13 protein-coding genes are annotated in these 12795 nt (G+C 67.6%); 6 read left to right on the top strand and 7 right to left on the bottom strand.

The annotated features are described in order from the left end of the window. Both J7495_RS20000 and J7495_RS19995 read right to left on the bottom strand, forming a co-directional pair. Positions 1–1451, bottom strand: a 1451-nt coding sequence (locus J7495_RS20000) for a prolyl oligopeptidase family serine peptidase (protein WP_294058742.1), incomplete at its 3' end; no start/stop codon positions are given. Positions 1452–1523: 72 nt separating this feature from the next. Continuing rightward, complete coding sequence (locus tag J7495_RS19995) at positions 1524–3440, bottom strand: S9 family peptidase (protein WP_294058741.1); 1917 nt, start codon at positions 3438–3440, stop codon at positions 1524–1526. A gap of 122 nt (positions 3441–3562) precedes the next feature. Here J7495_RS19995 and J7495_RS19990 point away from each other — a divergent pair, with 122 nt between their 5' ends. Next, positions 3563–4687, top strand: a complete 1125-nt coding sequence (locus tag J7495_RS19990) for a PQQ-dependent sugar dehydrogenase (protein WP_294058740.1) — start codon at positions 3563–3565, stop codon at positions 4685–4687. A 236-nt stretch (positions 4688–4923) separates the two neighbouring features. On the opposite strand, the gene J7495_RS19985 is transcribed toward J7495_RS19990, so the two are convergent. Beyond that, entirely contained in the window at positions 4924–5298 is a 375-nt protein-coding gene (locus J7495_RS19985) for a PaaI family thioesterase (protein ID WP_294058739.1), read from the bottom strand. Continuing rightward, positions 5295–5750 (bottom strand): PaaI family thioesterase, encoded by a 456-nt coding sequence (locus tag J7495_RS19980; protein WP_294058738.1) that lies wholly within the window; start codon positions 5748–5750, stop codon positions 5295–5297. The genes J7495_RS19985 and J7495_RS19980 overlap by 4 nt, the downstream gene beginning before the upstream one ends. A gap of 116 nt (positions 5751–5866) precedes the next feature. Here J7495_RS19980 and J7495_RS19975 point away from each other — a divergent pair, with 116 nt between their 5' ends. From J7495_RS19975 to J7495_RS19960, 4 genes are all read left to right on the top strand, one after another. Further along, positions 5867–6031, top strand: coding sequence for a hypothetical protein (locus tag J7495_RS19975; protein ID WP_294058737.1), 165 nt, complete (start codon positions 5867–5869; stop codon positions 6029–6031). Continuing rightward, on the top strand, positions 6028–6972 hold the full coding sequence (locus J7495_RS19970; protein ID WP_294058736.1) for a hypothetical protein: 945 nt from the start codon (positions 6028–6030) through the stop codon (positions 6970–6972). Before J7495_RS19975 ends, J7495_RS19970 begins: the two co-directional genes overlap by 4 nt. Further along, entirely contained in the window at positions 6960–7877 is a 918-nt protein-coding gene (locus J7495_RS19965) for a transposase (RefSeq protein ID WP_294058735.1), read from the top strand. The genes J7495_RS19970 and J7495_RS19965 overlap by 13 nt, the downstream gene beginning before the upstream one ends. A 62-nt stretch (positions 7878–7939) precedes the next feature. Continuing rightward, the gene (locus J7495_RS19960; protein WP_294058734.1) at positions 7940–8560 is read left to right on the top strand and encodes a response regulator transcription factor; all 621 of its coding nucleotides are present in this window, start codon (positions 7940–7942) and stop codon (positions 8558–8560) included. On the opposite strand, the gene J7495_RS19955 is transcribed toward J7495_RS19960, so the two are convergent. Continuing rightward, complete coding sequence (locus tag J7495_RS19955; protein ID WP_294058733.1) at positions 8550–9092, bottom strand: hypothetical protein; 543 nt, start codon at positions 9090–9092, stop codon at positions 8550–8552. The two genes, J7495_RS19960 and J7495_RS19955, sit on opposite strands and share 11 nt — an antisense overlap. 93 nt (positions 9093–9185) lie before the next feature. Here J7495_RS19955 and J7495_RS19950 point away from each other — a divergent pair, with 93 nt between their 5' ends. Then, complete coding sequence (locus J7495_RS19950) at positions 9186–9971, top strand: crotonase/enoyl-CoA hydratase family protein (protein ID WP_294058732.1); 786 nt, start codon at positions 9186–9188, stop codon at positions 9969–9971. A gap of 161 nt (positions 9972–10132) precedes the next feature. Here J7495_RS19950 and J7495_RS19945 read toward each other — a convergent pair whose 3' ends face one another. Together J7495_RS19945 and J7495_RS19940 are read right to left on the bottom strand one after the other, a co-directional pair. Further along, positions 10133–10492 (bottom strand): TrbC/VirB2 family protein, encoded by a 360-nt coding sequence (locus tag J7495_RS19945; protein WP_294058731.1) that lies wholly within the window; start codon positions 10490–10492, stop codon positions 10133–10135. A gap of 674 nt (positions 10493–11166) precedes the next feature. Further along, the coding region (locus J7495_RS19940) for an RHS repeat-associated core domain-containing protein (RefSeq protein WP_294058730.1) at positions 11167–12795 on the bottom strand (1629 nt) is incomplete at its 5' end.

Genomic DNA, 12795 nt, shown 5'->3' with positions numbered 1-12795 from the left:
TGCATGCCGCGGCCCCATTGGCCGTTGCCCTTGTCGACGAACGCCTTGCCGAAGCCGGTCGAGCCGCGGAAATTGGGCTGGAGCACGACGTAGCCGCGGCTCGCGACGAACTGCACCCAATCGTCGTAGTCGCCTTCGTCGCGCGCGAAGGGGCCGCCGTGCGGCATCACCACCAGCGGCAGGCCTTGGGCTGTCTCCTTGCCCGGTGGCAGGGTGAGATAGGCGCGGATCTCGAGACCGTCGCGCGCCTTGTAGCGCACCGGCTGGACCGTCGAGAGCCGCTTGCCCTCGAGCGACGCATAGGGCGTGGCGAGGATGCCGAGGTGCTTGCTGGCGCGATCGAACAGATAATAGGCGCCGGGATCGTTCGCCGATCCGCTCCAGATCAGCATCCGGTTGCGATCCTCGCTCGTCGAGACGATGCGGTTGATCTTGCCCGGCACCGCGCGGTCGATCGCGCCCTGAAGCTTCTTCATCTCGGGATCGAACCAGGCGATCTCGGAACGGTCGTCGGTATAATAGATCGCGCGCAGCGACCCGTCCGAGGCCACCGAGAAATCGTCGATGTCGACCTCGGGGTTCTCGTAGAGCAGCTCGCCGCGCTTCAACGCGCCGAAATCATAGCGGTAGAGCGCGAAATGGCCGGTCTTGCCGAACGCCATCGCATAGCCGCCGTCGCTGCCGGGAACGGGCTCGAACTGGTAGATGTCCTCGTCGTCGCTGACGGTGTCGTTGCGCGCATCATGCTTGAGCACGCGCTTGAACGGCTCCTTCTCGTCCGAGCGATAGGTGACCCAGGAGCGGTTGCCGTCGATGCCGATGCCCACGCGCACCACGCCGGCGCGATCGGCATACCAGTTCCACACGCCTTCCTGCGCTTCGACCACGCGCTTCGACCTGCCGGTGTCGAGGTCGACGCGATAGACTTCGGGCCAGTCGTAGATCGATGGCTGGGTGTTGAGCAGCAGGAACTTCCCCGCCGGATCGACATGGACGATATTGTCGCCCTCCACTCCCTGTTCCTGCGGGCCGACCAGCGTCTGCTTGTGCGTGTCGAGATCGGCCATCATCAGCCGCGTCACGCGCACGTCCTCGCCCATCAGCGAGTCGGCGCGGCTCAGGCTGGCGAGGATGCGGCGGCTGCCGGCCCAGCGGACCCATTCGATCTGGTTCTTGTCGGGCGCGGCGAAGCGGACCATGCCGGTCTTGGGATCGTCGACATTGATCACCAGCACCATCTTCTTGCCGCCGAACTGGCCGATTGCCAGCAACTGCTTGCCGTCGGGCGAAAGCAGCGGCTGGGTGAGGAACGGCAGCGCGCCGAAATCGGCGGCGGTCGGGGTTGCGGCGTCGATGCCTGCCGCCGATGTCGCTGGCTGCTGCGCGGCTGCCGTGCCGGCGGCCAGGAGCGCCAGCGCACCCGCCAGCACCGGAAAACCACGCGAAACCATTTGCTTGACCCCCCACAAGTCGCGGACGGATCATGCCGCGTCAGGCGGCGAACGGCAATCGGAAGATTCGGTTCAGTTCGGATTGAACCGGTCGAGGAAGGCGCCGACGCGGTCGAGGAAGTCGGCGGCGTTGGCGGGGCCGTCGAGGCCATGGTCCTCGCCCGGGTAGAGCACGAAGTCGTGTGCGCGGCCGAGCTTCTGGAGCGCGTCGTGCATCGCGATCGACTGGGTGACCGGCACGGTGCCGTCCTCGGTGCCGTGCGCGATCATCAGCGGCATCCGCACGTCGGCGGCGAAGTGGAGCGGCGAGAGCGACTGGAGCGACCTGGCCTTGCCCTGGATCCGCGCGCGCCAGCCCTTCAATTCGGCGCGGCTGGGGAAGGTCGGCGCGTCGAAGCGCAGCTGCGCGTCGATGTCCGAGATGCCGGCGAAGCTGATGGCGCAGCGATAGACGTGTGTGTCGTGCGCCGCCGCCCACATCGCCGCATAGCCGCCGTAGGAGGCGCCCATGATGCAGATGCGCTTGCCGTCGGCCACGCCCTGCTGCGCGAGCCAGCGCGCGCCGTCGTCGGCGTCGTCCTGCATGCCGCGGCCCCATTGACCGTCGCCCGCGTCCTCGAACTCACGGCCGAAGCCCGTCGAGCCACGATAGTTGGGCTGGAGCACCGCATAGCCCTTGCCCGCGAGATACTGGACCCAGGGATCGTAGCTCCAGTCATCGCGCGCATAGGGGCCGCCGTGGACCATCACGATCAGCGGCAGGTCCTTCGCCGCGCGGCCGGCGGGGAGGGTGAGATAGGCGGGGATCGCGAGCCCGTCGCGCGCCTTGTAGCTCACCGATCGCGTCGCCGAGAAGCGCTTGCCGGCGAGCAGCGGATAAGCGTCGGCGAGCGCATGGGCGGTGCCGCTCGCGGTGTCGTAGAGCCAGTAGCTGCCCGGCTGGTCGGGCGCGGTGCGCCAGACGAGCAGGCGCTGCCGGTCGGCGCTGATCGAGACGATGCGGTTGATCGACTCGGGCCGCTCGGCATCGAGCTTCGCCTGCACCGCGCGCAGCCCCGCGTCGAACCACAGGCTGCGCTCGCGGTCGTCGGTATAGCCGACGCCGAGCGGCACGCCTTCGGCCGAGACCTGGAAGCCGTCGAGGTCGACCGACTTGTTGGCGTAGACGAGCTCGCCGAGCCGGTCGGTGGCGAGGTCGTAGCGGAACAGCGCGTAGCGCCCGTCGGGCGCAGCGGCGATCGCATAGCCCAGGCTCGAGCCGGCGACGGGCACGATCGCGTCGACGTCGCGCTCGTTCGAGGCGCCGCTGCGCGCGGCGCGGCGGAAGTCCTCGCCGTCGGCGGCGCGGTAGAGCAGCCAGCGGTGGCGGCCTTCGCTCTCGATCCCGGCGCGCACCACGCCCGCCGAATCGGCGACCCATTCGCGCACGCCCTTGCGCGGCGCCACCACGCGCGCGGCGCTGCCGCTCGCCAGGTCGACGCGCCACACCGCGGGCGGCCCGTCGTGCGCGCCGGGCACGCTCAGCAGCGCGAAGCGGCCCTTGGGGTCGAGATGGATGACGTCGTCGCCCAGCGCTTCCTTGCCGCCGAGCAGCGTGCGGCTGCCGGTCGCGGGATCGACGAGGAGCAGGCGCGGCGCGGCGGTGCCGGGCACATGCACGCCGAGCAGCAGCTTGGCATCGCCCGCCCAGCGCACCCATTCGGCGTCCTGGCCATGTGCGAGCGCGATCGGGCGCATCGTCGCGGGATGGTCGGCGTCGGCGAGCATGAGCCGGCTGCCGTCGGGATGCGGGGCGATCAGCGCGACGCGCCTGCCGTCAGGCGAGAGCGCGGGAGTCTGGTACGCCGCGGGCGCCACCAGCTCGGCCGCGCCCGCCGTGGTCGTCGGCCCGTCCGCCGCCCACGCCTGTCCAATCACGCCGACGCTCGCCAGCGCGAGCGCCATCACCATCCGTACGATCATCGCCGCCCCCGGCAAACCCAAGGCCATGGTTGCATGATAGAGCGAATTGGCAAGCAAAATTCGGTAAGCCGATTCTTACGGAAGCGGAATGACAGCATCGCTTCCTCCTGCTAGGCATTGAACTGCTGTAGTTTTCCCGAGGAGTGCCGATGCCCCGCCGCCTTCGCCGTCTGCTTCCTGCGCTCGCCCTGCTCGCCGCCTGCACCGGCGGCGGCGCGGTGGCGCAGACCGACCTGCCCTTCACCGTCACCCCGGTCGACGATTTCGGCGCGCCCTGGGCGCTCGCCTTCCTGCCCGATGGGCGGATGCTGGTGACCAACAAGGATGGCACGCTCTATATCGCCGGTCCCGACGGCACCGGGCGCAAGGTGGTGACAGGCACACCACGCGTGTCGAGCGCCGGCCAGGGCTCGCTGATGGACGTGAAGCCGCACCCGGCCTTCGCGCAGAACCACCTGATCTACTTCAGCTATTCGGACGTGCGCGCCGATGGGCTGAAGGGCGTGGTGCTCGCCCGCGCCAAGTTCGTCGACGGCGCCAATCCCGCGCTCGAGACTGTCGAGACGCTGTTCCGCGCAGATCCCTATGTCGACGGCGACGGCCATTTCTCGGGCCGCATCGCCTTTTCGCCCGACGGCCACCTCTTCTTCACCAACGGCGAACGGCAGAAGTTCACGCCGGCGCAAGACCCCAAGGTGACGCTCGGCAAGGTGCTGCGCCTGACGATGGACGGCAAGCCCGCGCCGGGCAACCCGCTGGCCGCCAAGGGGTTCAACCCGGCGATCTGGTCCTATGGCCATCGCAACCTGCTCGGGCTGGCCTTCGATCCCAAGGGCAATCTCTGGGAGATCGAGATGGGCCCCAAGGGCGGCGACGAGCTCAACCTGATCCTGCCGGGGCGCAACTATGGCTGGCCCAAGGCCTCGAACGGCAGCAACTACGACGACACCGACATCCCCGACCACAAGCCGGGCGACGGCTACGAGGCGCCCAAGGTCTGGTGGAACCCGTCGATCTCGCCGGGCGACCTGATGGTCTATTCGGGGTCGATGTTCCCCGAGTGGAAGGGCGACATCTTCGTCGCCGCGCTCTCGGGCCAGGCGCTGATCCGCGTCGACGTGACCGGGACGGTGGCGAAGAAGGGCGACCAATGGGACATGGGCGCGCGCATCCGCGAAGTCCGCCAGGGCCCCGACGGCGCGATCTGGCTGCTCGAGGACGGCCGCATGCGCAAGGGCGGCGGGCGATTGCTCAAGCTGACGCCGAAGAAATAGGCGATCGACCTTCCGAAGAATCGTCACCCTGAACTTGGGCGTGTCATCAATTGCCGAACGGGTTTCGGCATTCCCACGGCTGTCATCCCGGCGAAAGCCAGGACCCAGGGTATTGGAGGACGTCGCTCGCGGCCCTGGGTCCCGGCCTTCGCCGGGATGACGATTAGAGAGGCAAGGCCGCTCCCTCCCGAGCTGCTTTCAAAGCGCGCAATCGATGACACGCCCAAGACAGAGCTTTACCGAACGATCAGGTAATTCATCCGCGCCGCGGCGATCGGGCGGTCGGGTTCGTCCTGCCAGGCGATCGCCTCGACGTTGGCGATGCGCGTGCCGAGCCGCGTCACCGACCCGCGCGCGCGGGTCGGCTTGTCGCGGCCGCCGCGCATGTAGTCGACCGTGACGTTGATCGGCTTGACCCGGCCTTCCTCGCCCAGCGCCGCCTTCAGCGCATAGATCGCCGCCATCTCGAGCAGCCCGCCCAGCGCGCCGCCGTGGAGGAAGCCCGGCCGCCCGATCACGTCCGGACCGAACGGCATCACCAGCACGGGCACGCCGTCCTCTCCCTGCTCAACGGTCGCGCCCAGCGCGTCGGCATAGGGGGGCAGCTTCACCGATAGCCCTCCGGCGCCATGAAGGTGCCCGCGACATGCGCGAGCGGGTCGCTCGCGTCGCCGTCGTGCGCCTGGCCGCGGACGAAGGCGATCGAGCTGGTGATGCGATAGCATTCGCCGCGCCCGATCACAGTGCGGCCGGGCACCGCGGGGCGCAGATAATCGATGCGCAGGTCCAGCGTCGCATGCGGCAGGAAGCGCTTGAGCTTGAGCCACACGCCCGCGCTCGTCGCCATGTCCATCAGCGCGAGGATCGGGCCCGAGGCCATCACCCCGCTCTCGGGATCGCCGATCAGCCGCGGGTCATAGTCGAGCGTCAGCTCGGCCCAGTCGTCGCCATGGTCGCGATAGCCGATGCCGAGCAAATTGCCGTGCCCGCCGATCCGCGCGTCGAAGAAACGCCGCACGTCGAACGCCTGAGCAGTCGGCAGCTGGCCACCCGTATCGGTCATGCAGCGCCGCCTAGCGCGGGATCGCGCAACATTACAGCGAATTAACTCAGGCGCGGCGCATCGTCCGCCTAGCCTCGTGCGTGAGGCGGGCATCGGGCCTGCCAGGGGGACGCGCCATGATCGCCTTCAATCCCGCCGAGATCGTCGAGCTCGGCACGCAAGTCGCCACCTATGGCAGCGCCGGCCTGCTCGAGATGCATGCCGACGAGCTGTTCGACCTGCTCGCGGGGATCGTGCTCCTCGTGATCGAGCTGCTGCCGCCGACGCCCGGCGACCAGTGACTCCGCTCCCCGAGGCGGTGCGCGCCGCGATCCTGCCGGCGCGCGCACGCTCGGTCGAGACCGCGGCCCGGTGGCGCGCGGGCGCCGAGGTGCGCGCGTTCGAGGCATGGTTCGCGGGCTGCGCCGCGGATGAGGCAGAAGCGGTGGCGGATCGGGCGGAGGCGCTGCTGGCGGACGCCGGCTGGGCCGAGGCGCTGCTCGCGCCGCTGGTCGAGGCGCTGGCGGCCGATCCCTTCTTCGACCCGCCCTTCCGCACCACCCGCGACGGCGTGCGCACCGGCGCGGTGCTGCTCGATCCGCCCGTGGCGACACTCACCGCCACGGTGACGCATGCCGCCGCGCTCGCCGCGCTGCCGCCGCCGGAGACGATCGTGTTCAGCGGCCGGCTGAGCGTCACGCGCTACCTCCGCGCCGGCCGTGCGACGCTGCGGCGCTGGGAAGCGGAGCCGGTGACGCCGGCCTATCGCGCGGCTGGCGCGGCGCCGTGCCGTGAGGTCGCGCCGGTGCCGCTCGCCGACGGCGAAGTGACGCGCTGCGACGGCCGACGCCAGGGGCAGGTCGCGAGTGCGCCGCACAGCGACATGGTCGCGCTCGCGATCACCGCGCGCGCCGGGGCGCCGCTGGTCCGCATCCACCGCATCGCCGACGGCGCGCTGCTCCGCATCGCCAGCGCCGACGAAGGCGCCTCGCGCGCGGAAATGCTGCTCGCCTGGCTGCGCTGCGCCGGGCGCGCCGAGGCCGGGTCGCTGTTCGAGGCGGCGAGCCGCGACGCCGCCTTCCAGTTGCGCTGGGCGGCGATGCGCGAATGGCTCGCGCTCGATGCCCGCACTGCGCTGCCCCGGCTCGCGGAGATGGCGGCCGCCGATCCCAATGCCGAGGTCCGCGCCGCCGCTGCGACGATGCTCGGCCCGGTTCGAGAGCGCGTCGAATGCCCCGCCTGATCGATGTGGGTGAAGGCGAGGGCGACGCGATCGGCCTCGACGAGCTGTTCGAGACGCTCGACGCGAGCCCCGTCGACGTCCGCGACGAGGACGCCTTCGCCAGCCTCGGCCCGCTGCTCGCCCGGCTCGGCCGCAACCGCAGCTTCCTCGCCGATCTCGCCGCCGCCGAGCTCGAGAAACGCTGCGCCCGCCAGTCGGCGCAGAACGGCTATGGCGCGCAGGTGCTGCTGCTCCGCCCGCCGGGCGGCCGCTACCTGCTCCGCGCCAATTTCTGGCCTGCCGCCGGCGATGCGGTAACGCGCGCGAGCGGCGCCGCCGCCTTCTTCTACGGCATGCCGCACGATCATAATTTCCCCTTCCTCACCCACGGCTATTTCGGCCCGGGCTATTGGAGCGACTATTACGACTATGACGTCGCTCCGCTCGCCGGCCTGCCAGGCGAAGCGGCGGGGCTGCGCTTCGTCCAGCGCGCGCGGCTCGAGCCGGGGCAAGTGATGCTCTATCGGATGCGCCGCGACATCCACGTCCAACTCCCGCCCGACAGCTTCTCGGTATCGCTCAACATCATGGGCGCCGACCCGGCGCAGCCTTGGCTCGACCAATATCGCTTCGACGTCGCGCGGGGGACGATCGCCGAAATCCTCACGCACAGCGCGAGCGAGGCACTGGTGGCGATCGCCGCGCACCTCGGCGGGCGCGGCGGCGAGCTCGCGGCGCATCTCGCGCGCACCCACCCGTGCGACCGGATGCGCGCCGCCGCGGTGCGCGCGCTCGCCGCCGCCGCGCCCGACCGGTGCGAGGCGCACGCCATCCTCGCTCGCGCTGCCGCCTCGCCGCGCGCGCAGCTTGCGGGGCTCGCGCGCGGCTGGCTCACCGAATTGGAGCTGTTCGCCGCAAGTGCCTGAACTGCGTCCGTTGCGGAGCCAGTTGCCCCCCAAAGTCGAATGATCCTCCCTAGCGTGACTCGGTGGGCGGGATCATCGCGAGTGCGATCGAAGTGCCGGAGCTTGCCGCCGCAGCCGCCGCCCGCGGCCTGCGGCTGGTGCCGCTCGCCCATGCGAGGCCGACGCGCGACGCGGCCGCGCTGATCGCGCACCGCGACGGCGATCCCGAGCGCGCCGTCGCCGAGGCGCGCGCGAGCGGCTGGATCGGCCCGCTGATGCTCGCGCTCACGCACGAGGCGTGGATCGTCCGCGCGCTCGACGCCGGCGCCGACGATGCGGTGCTGCTCCCCGCCAGCGCCGGCGAGATCGCCGCGCGCCTCGCCGCGCGGCTGCGCACCTCGGCGGCGGCACCGATCGAGATCGGCGAGCTCCGCATCGAGCCGGTCGAGCGCCGCGTCACTCGCGCAGGGAGGGCGCTCGACCTGCTTCCGCGTGAATATGCGCTGCTGCTCTGCCTCGCGCGCCACCCCGGCGAAGTCGTCAGCCGCGCCGAGCTGCTCGCCCAGGTCTGGCGGCTCGGCTTCGACCCCGGCACCAACGTGGTCCAGGTCCATGTCTCGCGGCTGCGTGCCAAGCTCGACAAGGGGTTCGCCCGGCCCATGCTGGTCACAGACAAGGGCCGAGGCTACCGGCTTATTGCATGAGCGAAACGTCTGCGACGTAGACCGGCGGCGCGTCCTGCGCGGTGGCGTTCTGGATCCAGAAGCCGTCGATCTGCTTCTTCTCGACGCCCAGGTCGCGCAACGACACCTGGACCTGCTTCCAGCCGCCCGGCGTCACCGTCACGACCTTGCCGAGCGGGATCGGCTCGGCGCCGGCCGGGCTCTTGGGATCGGTCACCGGCTTGCCGCCCACGACCGCGACGATGCGGAAGCTCGCCTCGCCGCCGGTCGACTGGATCAGCAGCGAGATCCCGCGATAGGGCGTGGTGTCGAACGGATCGTGGTGGAGGTAGAGCGCCTGCCAGCCCTTGGCCTCGACCTTGATCGGCTTGTGTGCGCCGGCATCGGCGCTGAGCTCGACCGTCGCCCAGCTCCAGTTCTGCCAGCCGTTGACCAGCGCCTTGTCGTAGATCGCCGTCGCCGCGGGGGCCGCTGCGGCAGGGGCCGGCGCGGTCTGCGCGTTGGCGGCGGCGGGGGCAAGCAGCAGCACGGCGGCCGCGAGCATGGCTTTCATCGATCCTCTCCCTTGTTTCCCGCCATATTTCACCGGCGGGGATTTGCGCTATTCATGCCCTGCCCGCCACCGGCGAGGCAAGAGGAGAGGCGCATGGGCGAGCAGCGAGTGACGATTTCGGTCGAGGACGGCGTCGCGGACGTGCGCCTCGCCCGGCCCGACAAGCTCAATGCGCTCGATCCGGCGATGTTCGACGGCATCGTCGCGGCGATCGCCGAGCTTGAGGCGATGGCCGGGCTGCGCGCGGTCGTGCTCTCGGGCGAGGGGCGGGCCTTCTGCGCCGGGCTCGACATGGCGAGCATGGCGACGGGCGGCTCGGGGATCGACATCGCGACGCGCAGCCACGGCATCGCCAATGTCGTGCAGCAGGTCGCCTGGGGCTGGCGGACGCTGCCGGTGCCGGTGATCGCCGCGGTTCACGGCGTGGCGTTCGGCGGCGGGCTGCAGATCGCGAGCGGCGCCGACGTGCGCATCGCTGCGCCGGGCACGCGGCTGTCGGCGATGGAGATCAAATGGGGCATTGTCCCCGACATGGCGGGCTTCGCGCTGTGGCGGGGGAACGTACGCGACGACGTGCTGCGCGAGCTGGCCTATACCGCGCGCGAGTTCGGCGCGGCGGAAGCCATCGGCTTCGGTTTCGTCACGCGCCTCGCCGAGAGCCCGCATGCCGAAGCGATGGCGCTTGCCCGCGCGATCGCCGGACGCAACCCGGCGGCGGTGCGCGCAGCCAAGCGGCTCGCGGGCCTCGCTGCCGACGGCACCGACGCTCAAATCCTCCTCGCCGAGAGCCGCGAGCAGGCGGCGCTGCTCCGCACGCCGAACCAGCTGGAAGCAGTGACGGCGAACCTGCAGAAGCGCTCCCCGGCGTTTGGGGATTGAGGTGCAGAAGAGGATTGTGACAGGGCCCCTGGGAACCGCAGATTTCCGCCGTTTCTGGGCGGTCAGTATGTGCCCGTATGTGCCATCGGGCTGTGTGCTGCAACGGTTTGCGAATTTGAGTCTAGCCCTATCCACCAGCCGCTTCGGCGCGGCCTAACCGATCAGAAATGCAACGCCGCGCCGGCATAGGGATCGCGCGTCTGGGGCGGTGGTGGCGGAAGCTCGGGTGGCGACGGGATGGGCGGCGGAGTTGCGGCGAATTCAAGGACGCCGTCGCCGGGGTCGGTCAGGCTGCGCAGTCCCGCGGCAATCCACGTCGATGCGAACAGCACGAAGCAGCCTGCGATCACCGCCACGCCTCGCCGGACATCCACCCGGCCGTTGAGCATCGCGAGTCCGACCGAAGCCACGCACACCACCGCCAGCGTGGTCGCGACGGTGCCGAGGAGCGTGGCTTGCAGCCAATATGCTGCGGCGGGGATGGCGCCGAGGGTAGAGACGGAAGCATTGTCGGTGAACATGCGGAGACTTTATGGCTGGCCGGTGAGCAAGGAAAGCCTTGGCGGTGTGCGCAGTATGATCTGTACTGGCTTGAATTCGATATTGCGCCCCCAGCTTTTCCACTGTGCTCGGAAATCAGAGAGTTTCGCGCGGGCACTTCAGCGCTCGTTGCAAGTCAGAAATTGGCCTTAGCATGTCTGATGAATAATTATTCATCAAGGAGAAGCGCAAATCTCGCGTCATCAAGCACGTATGTTTGATGCTCATAACGCATGTGCGCAGCCTAATATTATCTTTGTATGATCTAATGCTCATCGTTCCATATTTCTTATGTAATTTAGCATCATTTTTACTGACACATCGGTAACCACCAATAATATTTATAGATTTGATGAAATCATCTTCGGAAAGTTTAACGAGATATTCGAAATGTGAAGGATTTATGGAAAAATCCTTCGAAGATACCCAGATAATTGGAAGGGGTTTATCCTGTGGACCCACTGTTATTATTTCGACGGAATCGGGTAAAATGTTTCGTTGAAAAACAAATTTCTCAAAAAACATGCTATATATCAATAAGAACTCAATCATCAGTGCGCTCCATTAATAAGGGATCGCTGATAGGATGATGGTGGTCCGGACGTGATCGGAAGCAAATCTCCATCGGGGAACAGGTCATAGCCATAGCGAAGAGTCATCTGAGCTTGGTAACTTCCATCGGGGGCCTGAGATACCAAAGAAACTTCGGCTCTGAAGCGAGTTCCAGCTTCTTGGACGGGTCTATCGTAAAACAGTGTCCATCCTGGACCGCTAAATCTGGAAGCGTCCCTATCATTGTTATAAAGTGGAGGATGATCATCTCCAGGTAAACTATCGAGATGCTCAGGTTTCCCAATCGTATGGATGCCTGAATCCAGTTGGGGTTCTTACCTGGTCCATGATACGTAAGCTGAATGACCGCCCCATTCTCCACACCACCATGGATATCTACGCTAATGGATCCCCCATCTGGAGTGGGTATAACGCTCCCGGGCCCATAAGTACCTTCGTTGATCTCGATATCTTGGCAATGGGTTTCGTTATGCCCCGCGGTTACAACGATGCCGTTCGAACCATCCGGGTCTGGGCTGGAAGTCGCGTTCGGAGACGGGATGTACACGTCCCAACACAAATGCACTGTCGCCAATCCGAACGGATCCGTACGATTCACCGGATCGCTTCCTACATAATTATGCCAATTCATCCCATCCCTGTACCCGATGGGATCGGTCTGCATGAACCGGCCGAGCGCGGGCGAATACATCCGGGCCTTATAGTAGGACATGCCGATCTCCGGCAGCCGAGTCTGCCCGGTGTACTGGAACCGCCCGACATTGCCCGACGCCGGGATGCCATATTCGTCGTAGCTGTTGATCGCGGTCTTGGCACCGGCGTTATCCGCTCGCGCCACGACCGAGCCGCGCTCGTCCGCAAGCAGATAGGTGCGGTTGCCGCTGTTGTCATACTCCACCAGCGGCTCATCGACGCCCGAGCCGTGGACGTAGCGCTTCTGCAGCACGTTCGAGCTGTTGTACTCCGCGATCAGGTCGGCGCCGTCGTACTGGAACCGTGCCGTCGCGCCCGCCGCTGTCTGGTAGAGCCTCAGCGCCGGGTCGTAGCTGAGCGTGGTGCTCACGCTCGCCACCGTTGCACTGGTGAGGAGGTTCTCCGACGAATAGCTGAAGCTGTCCGATCCCGACGAGGTCAGGTTGCCCCGCGCGTCATAGCCGAGGCTGGTGCCGCCCGCCGCGGTCAACTGGTTGAGCCCGTTGGACGTATAGCCACGATTGACGTTGAAGTGCCCGCCCCAGGCATAGAGATCGTTGGTCCGCACCTGCTCGGCAATCTGGCTGGCAGGCGAGTAGGTGAAGCTCGTCGTCACGTCGTTGGTCGTGGTGGCGCCGTCGAGGTTCAGCCCGATCGAGGCCAGCCGCGAGACATTGTCGAAGCCATAGCTCGTCACATTGCCGTTGCCGCGGGTCAGACTCGTGCGGCGGCCAAGGTCGTCATAGGCATAGGTCGCGAGCGTCGTGCTGCCGCTTTCCTTGATCGTCGTGACTTCGCCGGTCACCTGATAGTCGTAGGTGACGTAGAAGCTGTCGGGCCAGGTCAACCGCATGCGGCGGCCCGCGGCATCGTACTGATAGCTCACCGTCCCCTGCGGCCCGCCCTGGCTCGTGTTGCGGCCCAGCGCGTCATAGCCGAACGTCAGCGCATTGCCCGTCTGGCTCGCTCCGGTAAGGTTGCCCACGAGATCGTAGGTATAGCTGACGTCGGGCTCGGA

The organism is Sphingomonas sp. (genome assembly GCF_017745215.1).
Lineage (GTDB): Bacteria > Pseudomonadota > Alphaproteobacteria > Sphingomonadales > Sphingomonadaceae > Sphingomonas.
Note: the sequence above shows the minus strand (reverse complement) of the source record. Positions and strands in the feature narration are given on the sequence as shown.